This window comes from Serratia sp. SM04, assembly GCF_040280225.1.
Lineage (GTDB): Bacteria > Pseudomonadota > Gammaproteobacteria > Enterobacterales > Enterobacteriaceae > Serratia > Serratia sarumanii.
Map to the genome: position 1 here is coordinate 148,005 of NZ_JBEOQT010000001.1, position 15,964 is coordinate 163,968.

Genomic DNA, 15,964 nt, shown 5'->3' on the forward strand with positions numbered 1-15,964 from the left:
TATTCAGGTGATGCGCTTTACGGCTTACTGATTAATGTGGGATCTAGGGGTACTGAAAAGTGAATGATGGATCTGCTTCGATAAAAGAAATTGAACAATCCGATGTCAGCGCAGCCGGTGAGATCACCGCTCGGGTGTTGGCGGATATTGCCGCGATGCTGAATGCTGAAAATATTTATACCAATGCGGTGCAGCAACAGATGCTGGAATCGCATATTCGCGCCATGGTGCAGCGTTCAATAACCGGCGAGCCGTTGCCGGAGGTGGATAAATCGTTGTTCGACGAAATCTCCGCCGAATCCATGCAAATGGCGGAGCGCGTGGTGAATCAGTTTGGCACATTGCCTATCGAAGAAGCCTATTTATTGTCAGTGCACTTCGAAGTGGCGAAAGATAATAACGCATAGCGGTTAACGCATCGATTTCAATCAGGAGAATATACCATGGGTCAAATTACCGTAGTGATCGGCGATCGTTTGGGTAAAGGGCAAAAAGTCGGCCAGGGCGTTGAAAACGCAGGCGGAAAAGCGGTGGTTATCCCCGGCGTGGCGGCGGATATGAAGCTGGGTGACGTCATGAAAGCGGAAAACGCGCAGCTGGGCATCTCTTTTTGCGGCAGCGGCGGCGCCGGCGCGATTACCGCGCAAACCAAACACGGCTACAAAGCCAAATACGGCATGCGTTCGGTGGAAGAGGGCGTGACGGCAATTAACGAAGGCTGCAACGTGCTGGGCTTCGGCTTTATGGATAAAGAAGAGTTGGGCCAGAAATTGGTGGAAGCCTACATCAAAAAACATGGCAATCCATAATGAAAGAGCAATATACCACATCGGTAAAGGTGGAGGGTAAAGGCGACAGCAAAGCGAAAGCTTTTGCTTCCGCCTTGGCTAATGTGCAGGGTGCGGTATTAAAGTCCACCAACAATATTCTGCTGCGTATCGAGCCGCAGGACGTCAGCGTCGTGAGAGCGGAAGAGAAAATAACTAAAGAGAAATTTCTTTTCTTCTTTTTGCCGCGTGAAAGAAAGAGCTATGCCGTTTCTCTGGAAATAACCGTGAACGTAACCATTATCAATACCGAGAAGGTTGTCTTCGTCACGAAATAAAAACGTTAGCATAAATGAAAGGGTATACTGATGTTTTTAATCATCTTATTTAAATCGATTATTATCGGTGGGCTGGTGGGGGTCGGCGTAGGGGCCGGCGCCGCACGCATGTTCCACGCACCGACAACACAGGGCATGGGGGCGTTTCGCACCCTGGGCGAGCTGAATTCCTGCGAGGGCGATCCGGCCTCCCACTTCTCATTCGGTCTGGGCTTCTTCTTCAACGCCTGGGCGTCTTCCGTGGCGGCGGGTTCCTTCACGCAGGACGTCGACCACCGCATCATCCCACACTGGGGCGCGGCGGCCCTGATGGTCAAGAACCGCAATCTGGCGCAAACGCTGCACGATCCGAAAAAAATGGCCATCGCCTGCGGCATCATCGGCATGCTGGTGGTGGCGTTCCTCAATACCACCGCTTCCGCCGTGCCGGCCGCGCTGCAGGTCACCGCGATCAAGGTGCTGGTGCCGGCGGCCAACCTGCTGGTGAACACCGTGATGCCAGTGATCTTCTGGCTGGCGGCGATCGACGCCGGGCGCCGTTCCGGCTTCTGGGGCACCATCTTCGGCGGCCTGGCACAGCTGATCATGGGCAACGCCGTGCCGGGCCTGGTGCTGGGCATTCTGATCGGCAAAGGCGTGGAAGAGAGCGGCTGGAACAAGATCACCAAGATCATGATGGCGGTGATCGTGCTGCTGTTCGTGCTGAGCGGCTTCTTCCGCGGCTTCGACATGAAAGTTCTCGAGTCCTTCAGCCTCGGCGTGCCGGGCTGGCTGGACGCCATTCACAACACCCTGAGCGGTAAATAAGGAGCGGGATGATGGAAGAGCAAACCCAAAAAGGTTTCTGGTACGCCGACTGGTCATTCCCGATTTTTGTTGGCCTGCTGTCCTCCGGCGTGTTCGCCGGGACGCACATGTACTACCTGTACGGCATCGGCGCCTTTAACGAAGTGGCGTTCGTCTCCATGCTGCGGGCGGGGATGGATACCGGCGTATACGGCGCGGTGGCGGCGTTCGGCGCCAGCTTCCTGTTCGCGCGCATCATCGAAGGCTCGCTGGTGGGCATCCTGGACATCGGTGGCGCGATCCAGACCGGCGTCGGGCTGGGCGTGCCGGCGCTGCTGCTGGGGGCCGGCATCGTGTTCCCGGTCGCCAACTTCGCCGCTTCGCTGGTGACCGGCCTGGTCATCGGCCTGGCGATCGGTTACGTGATCATTCTGGCGCGCAAATTCACCATCAATCAGAGCAACTCCACCTACGGGGCGGACGTGATGATGGGCGCGGGCAACTCGTCGGGCCGTTTCCTCGGGCCGTTGATCATCCTGTCGGCGATGACCGCCTCGATCCCGATCGGCATCGGTTCGCTGCTCGGCGCGCTGCTGTTCTATATCTGGGGTAAACCGATCACCGGCGGAGCGATCCTCGGCGCGATGATCCTGGGGGCGATCTTCCCGGTAGCCATTTCTTGAGAGGCCTGCGCCAGGCGCCGCCCGATGCGGCGGCGCCCGGGCTAACAGGAGCAATGCGGTATGTATGACTTAGTAATCAGAGACGCCAGACTGGCGGACGACACGCTGATCGATCTGGCGGTGAAAGACGGCAAAATCGCCTCGGTCGGGCGGCTGGCGGCGGACGTCAGCGCCGTTCGCCAACTGGATCTGGCGGGCAACTGCCGCCTGAGCGCCGGTTGGATCGATGCGCACGTGCACTGCTATCCCGACTCGCCGATTTACCATGACGAGCCGGATCGGGTCGGCGTCGCCAGCGGCGTCACCAGCGTGGTCGATGCTGGCAGCACCGGCGCCGACGATATCGACGCCTTTTATCAGCTGACGCGCAGCGCCAAAACCAACGTGTTCGCCTTCCTCAACATCTCGCGCATCGGCCTGCTGCGGCAGAACGAGCTGGCGGAGTTGACGGACATCGACAAGCGCGAGGCTGGCCAGGCCATCGCCAATCATCCCGGCTTCATCATAGGCATCAAGGCGCGCATGAGCAGCAGCGTGGTGGGCAAGAACGGCACCCGGCCGCTGGTGTTGGCCAAAGAGATCCAGCGGGAAAACCGCCAACTGCCGCTGATGGTGCATATCGGCAACAACCCGCCGGATCTGGACGAGATCGCCGATCTGCTGACCCGTGGCGACATCATCACCCACTGCTACAACGGCAAACCGAACCGCATTCTGACGCCGGCGGGCACGCTGCGCGAGTCGATCCAGCGCGCGCTGCGGCGCGGCGTGTTGCTCGACGTGGGGCACGGCACCGCCAGCTTCAGCTTCGAGGTGGCGCGACAGGCGATCAAGCTGGGCATTTTGCCGCACACCATCAGCTCCGATATTTACTGCCGCAACCGCATAAACGGGCCGGTGCACAGCCTGGCGACGGTGATGTCCAAATTTTTCAGCGTCGGCCTGACGCTGCCGCAGGTGATCGCCTGCGTGACGGAGAACGCCGCGTCGGCGCTGCAGCTCAGCGGCAAAGGGCGGCTGGAGCCGGGCTATGACGCCGATTTCACGCTGTTTGAACTGCGCCGCGAACCGCAGGTGTTCGCCGACGCCGAAGGGCAAACCGCCGAGGGCGAACAGCTGTTGGTGCCGCTGGCCGCGGTGGTGGCCGGGGAAATCCTATTAACCGAACAAGGGGAGGCAAGCGATGTCTTCGATTTATGAAAAATACGGTTTGAAGCAGGTGATCAACACCTCCGGCCGCATGACCATTCTCGGCGTTTCCACGCCGCGCCAGGATGTGATCGACGCCGTTGACTACGGCCTGAATCACTATTTCGAAATCAAGGATCTGGTCAACAAGACCGGCGCCTACATCGCCGATCTGCTCAACGTGGAGGACGCGGTGATCGTTTCCTGCGCCTCGGCGGGCATCGCCCAGTCGGTGGCGGCGGTGATCGTCAAAGATAACGCCAATCTGCTGGTGAACCTGCACTCGGCGCCGATCGCCGTGCCGCGCGAGATCGTGCTGCCGCGCGGCCACAACGTCAACTTCGGCGCGCCGGTGGACACCATGGTGGCGCTGGGCGGCGGCAAGGTGGTGGAAGCGGGCTACGCCAATGAATGTTCGCCGGAGCAGATTGAAGCCTGCATCACGCCGCAGACGGCGGCGATCCTGTACGTCAAATCGCACCACTGCGTGCAGAAAAGCATTCTGTCCGTCGAACAGGCGGCGGTGGTGGCGCGCAAGCATAACCTGCCGCTGATCGTCGACGCCGCGGCGGAAGAAGATCTGATGTGTTACTACCAGATGGGAGCCGAACTGGTGATCTACAGCGGCGCCAAAGCCATCGAGGGGCCGACCAGCGGCCTGGTTATCGGCAAGAAACAGTACGTCGAGTGGGTGAAGCTGCAGTCCGGTGGCATCGGTCGGGCGATGAAGGTCGGCAAAGAGGGCATCCTCGGCCTGACGCAGGCGATCGAAAGCTATCTGACGCTTGAGAAAACCACCGGGCAACAGATGGTGGCGCGGATGACGCCGTTCCTCGACAGCCTCAACACCCTGACCGGCGTCAGCGCCAGAACCGTCTGGGACAGCGCCGGCCGCGATATCGCCCGCGCCGAGATCGCCTTCGACGAAGCGGTGCTGGGGCGGTCGACCTATGACATCGTCCAGGCGCTGAAAACCGGTGACATCGCCATCTACTTCCGCGGCTACAAGGCCAACGAGGGCAAGATTGAGGTCGACGTGCGCAGCGTCGATGAGCAACAGCTGATGACCGTCTTTACCTGTATCAAAAACCTGTTTACGGAGAAACAAGCATGAAGCTGCAGCCTAACTACTATCGCGACCGCGTCTGCCTGAACGTGCTGGCCGGCTCCAAAGCCAACGCGCAGGACATCTACGCCGCGGCGGAAGGCCATGTGCTGGTGGGCGTGCTCTCCAAGAACTACCCGGACGTCGACAGCGCGGTGACCGACATGCTGCGCTATGCGCGCCTGATCGAAAACGCGCTCTCGGTCGGCCTGGGCGCCGGCGATCCGAAGCAGTCGGCGATGGTCAGCCTGATCGCTCAGCAGGTGCAGCCGCAGCACGTCAACCAGGTGTTTACCGGCGTTGGCGCCAGCCGCGCGCTGCTGGGCCAGAACGACAGCGTGGTCAACGGCCTGGTATCGCCGACCGGCCGCGTCGGTTGGGTGAAGATCTCTACCGGCCCATTGAGCGCCGCGGCGCCGGACGGCATCGTGCCGGTGGAAACCGCCATCGCCCTGCTGAAAGACATGGGCGGCAGCTCCATCAAGTATTTCCCGATGGGCGGCCTGAAGTGCAAGGACGAATATCAGTACGTAGCCAAGGCCTGCGCTGAGCATGACTTTATGCTGGAGCCGACCGGCGGCATCGATCTGGAGAACTACGAGCCGATCGTCGAGATCGCGCTGGCGGCCGGCGTGAAACGCGTGATCCCGCATATCTACAGTTCGATCATCGACGCCGCCAGCGGCGACACGCGCCCGCAGGATGTGAAAACCCTGCTGGCGATGACCAAAAAGCTGGTGGGCTGAACGCGCAATGGGATGAGGTAAACGCTGGGAGGCGAAGGTTTTCCCCTGGCGCGGCATGCCGCGCCGTTACCTATACTCAGGTCTGAGGATAACTATGCGAAACTGGCAGGCTCCAACCCGACGCACCGCGTTGTTCCTGGCGCTGCTGGCCGTGACCGGCCCGGCGCTGCATGCTGAGGATGCAATGAATTCCACGTCATCTCATTTCGCCTATATCGGCACCTACAATCCCAACGGCGAAGGCGTTTACCGGGTGCAGGTCGATCCGGCCAGCGGCGCGCTGAGCCAGGTTACGCTGGTCAGCAAAGTGCCGAATCCGGCGCAGCTGACGCTGGGCGCTGATGGCAAGACGCTGTATGTCGCCAGCGAAGTGGCCGATTTCAACGGCGGCAAGCACGGCGGCATCACCGCTTACCGGGTCAATCCGGCCGACGGCGGCCTGACGCAGCTCAACCAGGTGGATTCGCAGGGAGCGGGGCCGGTGTATCTCTCATCGACGCCGGACGGGCGCCATCTGCTGGTGGCGAACTATGTCAGCGGCAGCGTGGCGGCTTTCCCGATCGAAGCGGACGGCAGCCTGGGCGTCGCCAGCTCGGTGCAGCAACAGCAGGGCCCCGCGGGCGCGGCCAAACCGGCGGCGGCGGTGAACGGCAGTTTCGCCATCAGCGATCACAACGGCCCGCATGCCCATATGATCGCCAGCGATCCGAGCGGCAAGTTCGTGTTCTCCACCGATCTGGGGTTGGATCGCATCTACCAATGGCGCTTTGACGCCGCGAGCGGCCGGCTGACGCCGAACGATCCGCCGTGGATCGCCGCCTCTTCCGCCGGCGCGGGTCCGCGTCACTTTGTGTTCCATCCGGACGGCGAAACCGTGCTGCTGGTGAACGAAGAGGCCTCGACGTTGACCAGCTACCGTTTTGATCGCCAAAAAGGTACTCTGAAACAACTGCATGCGGTTTCCGCGCTGCCCGCCGACTATCAGGGCACCAGCTTCGCTTCGGGGCTGGCGCTCAGCAAGAACGGCGACACGCTGTACGTCGCCAACCGGCTGCATAACAGCATTGCCCAGTTCAGCGTGGGCGCCGGCGGTGAGTTGAAACCGGTGGCGGAAACCTGGACGCGCGGCGATTACCCGCGTTCGCTGGCGCTGAGCCCGGATGGCCGCTATCTGTATGCGTTGAACCAGCGCAGCGATAACGTCACCCGCTTCAGCGTAAACCCGACGGACGGCAAACTCAGCGTTGTGGGCGGCTATCTGCCGATCGGCAGCCCCTCGCAAATGGCGTTTCTGCCGCCGCCGAAGTAACCCGTGGCCCGCCCGGTTCGCCGGGCGGGTCGCCTGATTGACGGACACAGAATGGTGCGATTTCCTTACCCGCGTTTGGCTTACTTGTTCGATGCCTTGCAAACCGAGACTTTGCCGCAGGATGAGCTGGCGAAGCGTTTCGCCGTGTCCACCCGCACGGTGCGGGCGGACATCACCGCGCTGAACGAGATTCTGGACAAATACGGCGCGCGTTTCGTGCATAACCGCGGTGCCGGCTATCGCCTGCAGGTCGATAACGCCGCGCTGTTCAGCGCCCTGCAGCATCAGGAGCGCCGCAAGCATGCCACCCCGCGCAGCGCGCAGGAGCGTGTGCATTATCTGCTGGTGCGTTTTTTGACCTCAGCCTTCTCCCTTAAACTGGAAGATCTGGCCGACGAGTGGTTCGTCAGCCGCGGTACGTTGCAAAACGACATGGCTGAGGTGAGAGAGCGTCTGGCGCACTATCAATTGACGATTGAAACCAAGCCGCGTTACGGCATGAAGCTGTTCGGCACGGAGATGGCGATCCGCGCCTGCCTGACCGATCTGCTGTTCCAACTGCAGCTGGCCGACGCCGAGAACCCGCTGCTCAACAACGAGATCCTGCTGCAGCCGCAGGTAGCGGCGTTCGCCGGATTGCTGCACCCGCTGCTGTCGCAATACGCCATTCGCCTGACCGACGAGGGCGAGCAGTACCTGATCTTCTACTGCGCGGTGGCGCTGCGGCGCATCAACGACGGCTATCCGCTGCCGGACTTCGAGGTGGAAGACGGCGACGATGCGGTGCGCCAGGTATCGACCCGCCTGGCGGCGGAACTGCGTTCGGCCTCCGGCAAAGAGATCTCGATGGCCGAAGAGGCCTATCTGCGGGTCAATATCGCCGCGCGGCGCGTGCAGGACGTGCAGCCGACCGAGATCAACGCCGACGATGAAGAAGCGCTGGTGGACTACATCCTGTCCTACATCAACGCACACTATAACTACAACCTGCAGGGCGACGAGCAGCTGCGGGCCGATCTGCTCACCCATATCAAGACCATGATTACGCGGGTGAAATACCAGATCAATATCCCCAATCCGCTGTTGGCCAACATCAAGCAGCACTATCCGATGGCTTACGACGTGACGCTGGCGGCGGTTTCCAGCTGGGGCAAATACACCCCCTATACCCTGAGCGAGAATGAGATAGGCTATCTGGTGCTGCACATCGGCGTGGGGCTGGAGCGGCATTACAACATCGGTTATGAACGCCACCCGCAGGTGATGCTGGTGTGCGATACCGGCAACTCGACGGTGCGCATGATCCAGGCGCAGATTGCGCGTAAGTATCCGCAGCTGGTGATGACGCGCATCGTCTCGCTGCGCGATTACGAGATGCTTGCGCATATCGACGAAGACTTCGTGATTTCCAACGCCCGCATCGGCGAAAAGAACAAGCCGGTGGTGGTGATGTCGCCGTTCCCAACCGATTACCAGCTGGAGCAGCTGGGCAAGCTGGTGCTGGTGGATCGCACCCGACCGTACATGCTGGAGAAGTTTTTCGACGCCGAGCATTTCATGGTGCTCAACGAGCCGCTGACGCAGGCGGAACTGTTCAGCCGAGTGTGCGGCCAGCTGGAGCGGGAAGGGTACGTCGGCGCGGACTTTTATCCGTCGGTGGTCGAACGCGAGGCGATCGTCTCCACCTTGCTGGGCGAGGGCATCGCGCTGCCGCACTCGCTGGGGCTGCTGGCCAAAAAGACCGTGGTGGTGACGCTGCTGGCGCCGCAGGGCGTCGCCTGGGGAGAAGGCGAGGTCGCGCACGTGATTTTCCTGCTGGCGATCAGCAAGAGCGACTATGAAGAGGCGATGGCGATCTACGAGCTGTTCGTCACCTTCGTGCGTGAACGCTCAATGAGCCGCCTGTTGAGCAGCGACAGCTTCGACAGCTTTAAAGCGGTGGCGCTGGACTGCCTGAGCCGGAGCTGAGGGGCTAATCCGCTTCCGGCAGGAAGAGGGCCGGGGGCAGATTGAAGCGTTTGGCCAGCGCCATAATGTGCGGAATGGTCAGCGATCTTTTGCCACTCAGGATTTGGCTGACCAACGACTTTTTACCGATCTCATGTTCAAAATCACTTTGGCTAAGTTGGTGTTGTTCCATCAATACGCGAAGCGCGGCCACTCCTTGCGGGAGTTGGGCGATACGCTGGTTGAATGCGGTAAATTCGGCGCTGTTATCTTCATATTCGGCGATTTTTTTTGCCAGCATGTCAATCAGCGGATGGTGTTCATCGTTTTCCAGCAAATATTCCACCAATTCGAGCGCTTCCCGGTAGTCTTGCTGAGAGCTGCTGCCCTGCAATAAGGGCACGGCGCGCAGCAGCGCATCGGCGGCCTTAATGGCATCTGTAATCATGATGAACTCCTTCGATAGTGCTGCATCAGCTTGTCGTACTCAGCGTGGCTAACGATATGCTTTATGAAGACTTTCTGTGTCTCGAAGCTGGCGAAGAACAAAATCCGCAGGTGGTTGCCACCGACGTCAATGACCCACCATTTCTCTTTGTATTTCATACGATCGAGCGAAGGAAAAAGCGCTTTTAACTCGTCCGGCGTGCGGAACTCGCCGCGTCGCAACGCTTTATAAATGGCCTCGAGAGCAGCGGCTTCATTAGGATATTGCTTGGTTGCGTTATTGAACGGCTCCCTGGAAATGATATGCATCGTTCCCTCGATTCCTGCCTGGTGAACATTATAGCGACTGTCTTAGGTGTTCACAAATTGTAAACTTATCATCCCCGCTCACAGTGAGAGAGAAATACCCGGCCGCAGCCCGTTTTTGTCGTTGCATACTATTGCGGTTAGCGCCGTGCGGGTAAATCAATACTTCGCATTTACAGGCAGTTACGGCTGACTTTGGAAGCGGATACGCAAAGTGAAAAGCGGGAGATCGTGTCAGGGAGAGAAGGCAAAGAGAACGAACGCGTCGGTGCGACGCATTCGCGGGAGGGCTTCAGCGGCTAATCTTCATCAAACCCGGAGTTGAACAGCTCGACCACCGCCTCCAGCGCGTTGACTTCGTCGGGGCCGGTCGCTTCGACTTCGATATGCCGGCCCTGGGCGGAGTCCAGCATCAGCAGCGCGATGACGCTGCTGGCCTCGGCTTCGGTGCCGCTTTCGTTGCGCAGCATCACTTCGGCGTCGAAGCTTTGCACCAGCTCGAACAGTTTCATCGCCGGGCGCGCGTGCATGCCCAGCTTGTTTTTGATTTCAACCGTCTGTTTGACCGTCATTGTTTGCGCTTTTCCAGCGTGCGGTGGCGTGACTGCACGTTCTTGCCGCGCGAGCGGAAGTAATCGGCCAGCTGTTCCGCCACGTACACCGAGCGGTGCTTGCCGCCGGTACAGCCGATGGCGACCGTCAGGTAGCTGCGGTTGTTGGTTTCCAGCATCGGCAGCCATTGCTCCAGGTAGCTGCGGGTCTGGTAGATGAAGTTGTGCACTTCGGTATGGCGATCGAGGAACGACGCGACCGGCTTATCCAGACCGGTCATCGGCCGCAGCTTCGGATCCCAGTGCGGGTTCGGCAGGAAGCGCACGTCGAACACGTAGTCGGCGTCGATCGGGATGCCGTGCTTGAAGCCGAAGGATTCGAACACCATGGTCAGCTCGCGCTCACGCTTGCCCAGCAGGCGGGTGCGCAGCATTTCGGCCAGCTCGTGCACCGACATTTCCGAGGTGTCGATAATCAGGTCAGCCCGCGAGCGCAGCGGTTCGAGCAGATCGCTCTCTTCGTCGATGGCGCTTTCCAGCGACAGGTTTTTGCTGGAGAGCGGGTGCAGGCGGCGGGTGTCGCTGTAACGGCGGATCAGCGTGTTGCGATCGGCGTCGAGGAACAGCAGCTGCGGCGAGAAGCTGTCCGGCAGCTGAGTCATCGCGTATTCGAACACTTCCGGCGATTCCGGCATGTTGCGCACGTCGATGCTGACCGCTGCGGAGATATTGCGTTCCGCCAGCGTATTGGCGAGCTGCGGCAGCAGCACCACCGGCAGGTTGTCAACGCAGTAAAAACCCATGTCTTCCAGCGCCCGCAAGGCGACGGATTTTCCGGAACCGGAACGGCCGCTGACAATCATCAGCACCATGTGGCAACTCCCCTGGCATCGCGGCGGCGTTCATCGCTACCGGTGGAAACTTTGTTATTCCGGCCGAGGCCGGATCCATCATCGTGAAACAGTAACGTTATCCGGGCTGGAAGTCACGCCGGCCGGGCATCACTCGGTGATGATTTGGTAAAGTTCTTCGTCGCTTTGCGCGGCGCGCAGGCGGCGGCATACGGTTTTGTCGGCCAGGCGTTTGGCGACCAGCGACAGGGTATGCAAATGGGTTTTGCACTGATCGGCAGGCACCAGCAGCGCGAACAGCAGGTCGACCGGCTGGTTGTCAATAGCGTCGAAAGCGATGGGTTGGTCGAGACGGATAAACACGCCAACGGCCCGCAGTGTGTCCTCTTCCAGTTTGCCGTGGGGAATGGCGATACCGTTGCCGATACCGGTGCTGCCCATGCGCTCCCGGGTGAGAACCGCGTCAAACACCACCTGCGAAGGCAGATTGAGCTGTTTGGCGGCCAGTTCGCTGATAATTTCCAAAGCCCGCTTCTTGCTGGTGCAGTGTACCGAGCTTTTGGTGCACTCGATGTTTAACACCGAGCTTAATTGCATATATTCGTTGTTCATCTCATCTTCACTTAAAACCGCGCCGCCGGGCGCACCCGGCAAGGCGGTTTTTCGTCGGTTTTAACCCTGATTACCGTTCGGCGCGTCACCCATGCGGGTCACGCGCCGAAGGGCGAGGCGGCGACGGATGCCGCCTCATGGAGTGGGTTAGGGTGTCAGTGTTGCTTCAATTTGTCTTTATGTTTGTTCAATTGACGTGCCAATTTGTCGATCAGCGTATCAATTGCGGCATACATATTCTCGTCTTCCGAGGTGGCGTGCAACTCGCCTCCATTCACGTGCACCGTTGCTTCCGCAATTTGCTGCACTTTTTCCACACTTAATACAACATACACCTGATTGATGCGATCAAAATACTGTTCGAGTTTGGCGAACTTGTTGTTCACGAACTCGCGCAACGGATCGGTGATTTCGATGTGGTGTCCGGTAATGTTGAGCTGCATAGTGTCTTCCTTCTCAATAGAGGTCAAACCAACTGTTTACGCTGGTTCGACGGCGGGATGGACAAAGACTCTCGGTACTTGGCGACGGTGCGCCGCGCCACGATGATCCCCTGATCGGCGAGCAGGGTGGCCAGCTTGCTGTCGCTGAGTGGCTTGGCGGGGTTTTCCGCCGCAATCAATTTCTTCACCAACGCGCGGATCGCCGTCGAGGAGGCTTCGCCGCCGCTGTCGGTATTCACGTGGCTGGAGAAGAAATACTTCAATTCAAAAATGCCGCGCGGGCTGTGCAGAAACTTCTGCGTGGTGACGCGCGAGATCGTCGATTCATGCATCTCCACGGCCTGGGCGATATCCGCCAGCACCATGGGTTTCATAAACTCTTCGCCTTGCTCGAAGAACGCCTGCTGTTGGCTGACGATGCAGCGGGTGACCTTCAGCAGCGTCTCGTTGCGGCTCTCCAGGCTTTTAATCAGCCACTTGGCTTCCTGCAGGTTGCTGCGGATAAACTGGCCGTCGGCTTCGCTGCGGGCGCTGTTGCCCAGCGCGGCGTACTGCTGATTGATCTTCAAACGCGGCACGCTGTCGCCGTTGAGCTCGACCGTCCATTTGTTCTGCGTCTTGCGCACCAGCACGTCCGGGATCACGTATTCCGACTCGCCGGTATTGATCGACTGCCCCGGGCGCGGATCGAGCGACTGAATCAGCAGCATCGCTTCTTTCAGTGTATCTTCTTTTAGCCGGGTTGATCGCATCAGGCTGCGAAAGTCGTGGTTGGCCAACAGATCCAGATGGTCGCTGATGATCAGCCGCGCTTCGGCCAGGTAAGGGGTGTCTTTGGCGTATTGGGAGAGCTGCACCAGCAGGCAATCGCGCAGATCGCGCGCGGCGACGCCGATCGGATCGAAACGCTGCACGCGCTTCAATACCGCCTCGACTTCCTCGAGGGTCACGTTCTCGTCGCCCAGGCTTTCCAGAATGTCTTCCAGCGGCACGGTGAGATAGCCGGTGTCGTCCACCGCGTCGACGATGGAGGTGGCGATGGCGGCGTCGGTATCGGAGAACGGCGTCAGATCCACCTGCCACATCAGGTAATCCTGCAGCGTTTGGGTGGTCTCGCCCTGATAGACCGGCAGTTCGTCGTCGCTGTAGTCGGTGCCGGTGCCGGACGGCGTGCCGGCGGTGTAGATCTCATCCCAGGTGGCGTCCAGCGGCAGCTCTTCCGGCATGTCTTTCTGTTCCAGCGCCTCGCGGGTATCGAGCCCCTCGGTCTCCTGGGTTTCTTTGGCGTCGATTTCGTCGTGCAGATCGGTCTGTTCAAGCAGCGGATTGCTCTCCAGCGCCAGCTGGATCTCTTGCTGAAGCTCAAGCGTGGACAACTGCAGCAGGCGGATCGCCTGCTGGAGCTGAGGAGTCATGGCCAGCTGTTGGCTGAGCCTGAGTTGCAAACCTTGCTTCATAGTTTTCTGTCTACTTCCGTTAACGGTGTCGCCCCGCAGGGCGCGCCGGCGCTTAGAGGCGGAACTCTTCGCCCAGATAAACGCGTTTAACCTGCTCGTCGGCCAGAATAGCATCCGGCGTGCCGTGGGCAATCAGTTTGCCCTGGCTGACGATGTAGGCGCGTTCACACACGTCCAGCGTCTCGCGCACGTTGTGGTCGGTGATCAGCACGCCCAGGCCGCTGTCACGCAGGTGCTCGATGATTTTCTTGATATCGATAACGGAAATCGGATCCACCCCGGCGAAGGGTTCGTCCAGCAGTATGAATTTCGGGTTGGCCGCCAGCGCGCGGGCGATTTCGACGCGGCGACGCTCACCGCCGGACAGCGCCTGGCCAAGGCTGTCGCGCAGATGGGAGATATGGAACTCTTCCATCAGCTCCTTGGCGCGGTCTTCGCGCTGTTCGCTGGTGAGGTCGGGGCGAATCTCCAGCACCGCCATCAGGTTGTCGTACACGCTCAGGCGGCGGAAGATCGACGCTTCCTGCGGCAGGTAACCGATGCCGCGGCGCGCGCGGGCGTGCAGCGGCAGCAGGCTGATGTCTTCTTCGTCGATCACGATGCGCCCGGCGTCGCGCGGCACGATGCCGACCACCATGTAGAAGGTGGTGGTTTTACCGGCGCCGTTCGGCCCGAGCAGGCCGACGATCTCGCCGGATTTCACTTTCAGGCTGACGTCTTCGACAACTTTACGGCCCTTGTAGGCTTTCGCCAGGTTTTCTGCGATGAGTGTTGCCATAAGTGATTAGTTACTCTTTTTCTGCTCGTTTTTGTCTTGCAACTGCGACGGTACCAGAACCGTTGTCACGCGTTTGCCTTTGTCGCTAAACGCCTGCATTTGCTGCTGTTGCACCAGATAGGTGATGCGATCGCCTTTCACGTTGCTGTCGAGCTGCTCCAGATAGGCGTTGCCCGTCAGGGTCACCAGCTGGGTCGCCACGTCGTAACGCACTTTCTGCGCGTGGCCTTTGACCGGCTTGCCGCTGTCCTGCATCTGGTAGAAGGTTACCGGGTTGCCGAACGCTTCAATATAGGTCTTATTCTGATCTCCGCCCGGGCGGGTGACCACCACCTTGTCGGCGCGAATATCGATGGTACCTTGCTTGATCACCACGTTGTCGGTGAAGGTGCTGACGTTGCTCTGCATGTCCAACGACTGCTTGAGCGAGTCGATGCTGACCGGCTGGCTGGAGTCGGATTTCAGCGCCAGAGCGGGGGCGCTGGCGGCCAAAACTAAGCTGCCGAGCAACAGGTTACGGAGTTGGTTTTTGGTTCTGAATTTCATAGTTGGTCTTAACCTTATCAATCAGCTCAGCGGTTTTGGTCCGCAGGTTCCCACGCATTTTCATGCCGTTAGAGGTAAAATTGGTCCCGTAAATCGTGACTTCGTCATCGGAGGTGACGTCCTGGGTGACCAGGTTTACCTGAGCGTTGTCCGTCTTAATTTTTTCCAGCTGCGAGGTGGTGGTCAGGCTGTTTACCTCGACGTGACCATACAGATACAGCATCCGGTCTTTCGTCAGTTTGGCGCGATCGGCGCGAACTGACCAGGTGGCCACCGCATTCTCATCGAACAGCGTCATTACCGGCTGGGTGAACCAGCTCAGCTCGCCGGCGGTGTAATACTTCGCGTCTTCCGCCACCAGTTTGTAATTCAGCTTGCCGGCCGGGTTGTACACCACGGTGACCGTGTGCTGGCTCTGGTAGGTCGGATCCTGATCGTTGACCGGGCCAGGGGCCGTGTCGTCGCTGAAGTCCGTCATGTTCCAGCCGATCAGCGCCAGAACGATCACCGTCAACAGGATGGTGATCCACAGTTTGGTTTTACTCATATCGACAGCCCTTTGGCGTCCTCCAGCTTATTTTGAGCCAAAAGAATGATGTCGCACAGTTCGCGCACCGCGCCGCGGCCGCCGGCAATGCGGGTGACGTAGTGGGCGCGCGGCGTCAGCAGCGGGTGGGCGTCCGCCACCGCGACCGCCAGGCCGACCTGCGCCATTACCGGCCAGTCGATCAGGTCATCGCCGATATAGGCGACCTGATCCGCCGTTAACGACAGTTTATCCAACAGTTCGCGGAAGGCCAAAAGCTTATCGGACTGCCCCTGATACAGATGGGTGATACCGAGCGTCTGCGCGCGGTCTTCCAGCAGCTTGGCGGAGCGACCGGTGATGATCGCCACCTCGATGTCCGAGGTTTTCAAGCAGCGGATGCCGTAGCCGTCGCGCACGTTGAACGCTTTCAATTCTTCACCGTTGTTGCCCATGAAGATCAGGCCGTCCGACAGCACGCCGTCAACGTCGCAAATCAACAGGCGGATGTTCCCGGCACGCGCCATAACCTCTTGTTCTACCGGCCCGTAGCAGGTTTCTACCATACCCATTCCGTT

Annotated in this window: 21 protein-coding genes; 10 read left to right on the plus strand and 11 right to left on the minus strand. The window is 59.6% G+C overall.

What is annotated here, in order from left to right:
- The first annotated feature begins 80 nt into the window (after nt 1-80).
- The 10 genes from ABTW55_RS00590 to ABTW55_RS00635 all read left to right on the plus strand — a co-directional run bounded on the left by ABTW55_RS00590 (nt 81) and on the right by ABTW55_RS00635 (nt 8,890).
- Nucleotides 81-407: a glycine dehydrogenase gene (locus tag ABTW55_RS00590; protein ID WP_086557014.1), complete on the plus strand. Its 327-nt coding sequence runs from the start codon at nt 81-83 to the stop codon at nt 405-407.
- Nucleotides 408-443: 36 nt separating this feature from the next.
- Nucleotides 444-809: a glycine-rich SFCGS family protein gene (locus tag ABTW55_RS00595; RefSeq protein ID WP_033636151.1), complete on the plus strand. Its 366-nt coding sequence runs from the start codon at nt 444-446 to the stop codon at nt 807-809.
- The gene (locus tag ABTW55_RS00600) at nt 809-1,105 is read left to right on the plus strand and encodes a DUF4312 family protein (protein WP_033636150.1); all 297 of its coding nucleotides are present in this window, start codon (nt 809-811) and stop codon (nt 1,103-1,105) included. Before ABTW55_RS00595 ends, ABTW55_RS00600 begins: the two co-directional genes overlap by 1 nt.
- Nucleotides 1,106-1,135: 30 nt before the next feature.
- On the plus strand, nt 1,136-1,912 hold the full coding sequence (locus ABTW55_RS00605; protein WP_004937006.1) for a DUF4311 domain-containing protein: 777 nt from the start codon (nt 1,136-1,138) through the stop codon (nt 1,910-1,912).
- An 11-nt stretch (nt 1,913-1,923) separates the two neighbouring features.
- Nucleotides 1,924-2,574: a DUF4310 family protein gene (locus ABTW55_RS00610; protein ID WP_033636148.1), complete on the plus strand. Its 651-nt coding sequence runs from the start codon at nt 1,924-1,926 to the stop codon at nt 2,572-2,574.
- Nucleotides 2,575-2,634: 60 nt separating this feature from the next.
- A complete protein-coding gene (locus ABTW55_RS00615) occupies nt 2,635-3,774 on the plus strand; it encodes an amidohydrolase/deacetylase family metallohydrolase (protein WP_060422823.1) in 1,140 nt (379 codons plus the stop codon).
- Complete coding sequence (locus tag ABTW55_RS00620; RefSeq protein WP_049234180.1) at nt 3,758-4,876, plus strand: DgaE family pyridoxal phosphate-dependent ammonia lyase; 1,119 nt, start codon at nt 3,758-3,760, stop codon at nt 4,874-4,876. The genes ABTW55_RS00615 and ABTW55_RS00620 overlap by 17 nt, the downstream gene beginning before the upstream one ends.
- Nucleotides 4,873-5,613, plus strand: coding sequence for a KDGP aldolase family protein (locus tag ABTW55_RS00625; RefSeq protein ID WP_033648993.1), 741 nt, complete (start codon nt 4,873-4,875; stop codon nt 5,611-5,613). The genes ABTW55_RS00620 and ABTW55_RS00625 overlap by 4 nt, the downstream gene beginning before the upstream one ends.
- Nucleotides 5,614-5,707: 94 nt before the next feature.
- Complete coding sequence (locus ABTW55_RS00630) at nt 5,708-6,922, plus strand: lactonase family protein (protein ID WP_060422826.1); 1,215 nt, start codon at nt 5,708-5,710, stop codon at nt 6,920-6,922.
- Between the two features lie 51 nt (nt 6,923-6,973).
- Nucleotides 6,974-8,890, plus strand: coding sequence for a transcription antiterminator (locus ABTW55_RS00635; RefSeq protein WP_033648995.1), 1,917 nt, complete (start codon nt 6,974-6,976; stop codon nt 8,888-8,890).
- Nucleotides 8,891-8,894: 4 nt separating this feature from the next.
- On the opposite strand, the gene ABTW55_RS00640 is transcribed toward ABTW55_RS00635, so the two are convergent.
- From ABTW55_RS00640 to kdsC, 11 genes are all read right to left on the minus strand, one after another.
- Nucleotides 8,895-9,317: a type II toxin-antitoxin system HigA family antitoxin gene (locus tag ABTW55_RS00640; protein WP_033636138.1), complete on the minus strand. Its 423-nt coding sequence runs from the start codon at nt 9,315-9,317 to the stop codon at nt 8,895-8,897.
- Nucleotides 9,314-9,625 carry a type II toxin-antitoxin system HigB family toxin gene (locus tag ABTW55_RS00645; RefSeq protein ID WP_033636137.1) on the minus strand — a complete coding sequence of 104 codons (312 nt, stop codon included), beginning with the start codon at nt 9,623-9,625 and terminating at the stop codon, nt 9,314-9,316. Before ABTW55_RS00645 ends, ABTW55_RS00640 begins: the two co-directional genes overlap by 4 nt.
- Before the next feature lie 296 nt (nt 9,626-9,921).
- Nucleotides 9,922-10,194: a PTS phosphocarrier protein NPr gene (npr, locus tag ABTW55_RS00650; RefSeq protein WP_033648996.1), complete on the minus strand. Its 273-nt coding sequence runs from the start codon at nt 10,192-10,194 to the stop codon at nt 9,922-9,924.
- Nucleotides 10,191-11,045 carry an RNase adapter RapZ gene (gene rapZ / locus ABTW55_RS00655; RefSeq protein ID WP_015379177.1) on the minus strand — a complete coding sequence of 285 codons (855 nt, stop codon included), beginning with the start codon at nt 11,043-11,045 and terminating at the stop codon, nt 10,191-10,193. The genes npr and rapZ overlap by 4 nt, the downstream gene beginning before the upstream one ends.
- A gap of 129 nt (nt 11,046-11,174) precedes the next feature.
- A complete protein-coding gene (ptsN, locus tag ABTW55_RS00660) occupies nt 11,175-11,636 on the minus strand; it encodes a PTS IIA-like nitrogen regulatory protein PtsN (RefSeq protein WP_016930212.1) in 462 nt (153 codons plus the stop codon).
- 155 nt (nt 11,637-11,791) lie between these two features.
- Complete coding sequence (hpf, locus tag ABTW55_RS00665; protein WP_004937038.1) at nt 11,792-12,079, minus strand: ribosome hibernation promoting factor; 288 nt, start codon at nt 12,077-12,079, stop codon at nt 11,792-11,794.
- 23 nt (nt 12,080-12,102) lie between these two features.
- Entirely contained in the window at nt 12,103-13,536 is a 1,434-nt protein-coding gene (gene rpoN / locus ABTW55_RS00670) for an RNA polymerase factor sigma-54 (RefSeq protein WP_033648997.1), read from the minus strand.
- 52 nt (nt 13,537-13,588) lie between these two features.
- Nucleotides 13,589-14,314, minus strand: a complete 726-nt coding sequence (lptB, locus tag ABTW55_RS00675; RefSeq protein ID WP_004937040.1) for an LPS export ABC transporter ATP-binding protein — start codon at nt 14,312-14,314, stop codon at nt 13,589-13,591.
- Between the two features lie 6 nt (nt 14,315-14,320).
- Nucleotides 14,321-14,860 (minus strand): lipopolysaccharide ABC transporter substrate-binding protein LptA, encoded by a 540-nt coding sequence (lptA, locus tag ABTW55_RS00680; RefSeq protein WP_004937045.1) that lies wholly within the window; start codon nt 14,858-14,860, stop codon nt 14,321-14,323.
- Complete coding sequence (gene lptC / locus ABTW55_RS00685) at nt 14,829-15,407, minus strand: LPS export ABC transporter periplasmic protein LptC (protein ID WP_033654803.1); 579 nt, start codon at nt 15,405-15,407, stop codon at nt 14,829-14,831. The genes lptA and lptC overlap by 32 nt, the downstream gene beginning before the upstream one ends.
- Nucleotides 15,404-15,958: a 3-deoxy-manno-octulosonate-8-phosphatase KdsC gene (kdsC, locus tag ABTW55_RS00690; RefSeq protein WP_021505108.1), complete on the minus strand. Its 555-nt coding sequence runs from the start codon at nt 15,956-15,958 to the stop codon at nt 15,404-15,406. The genes lptC and kdsC overlap by 4 nt, the downstream gene beginning before the upstream one ends.
- Nucleotides 15,959-15,964 lie beyond the last annotated feature (6 nt).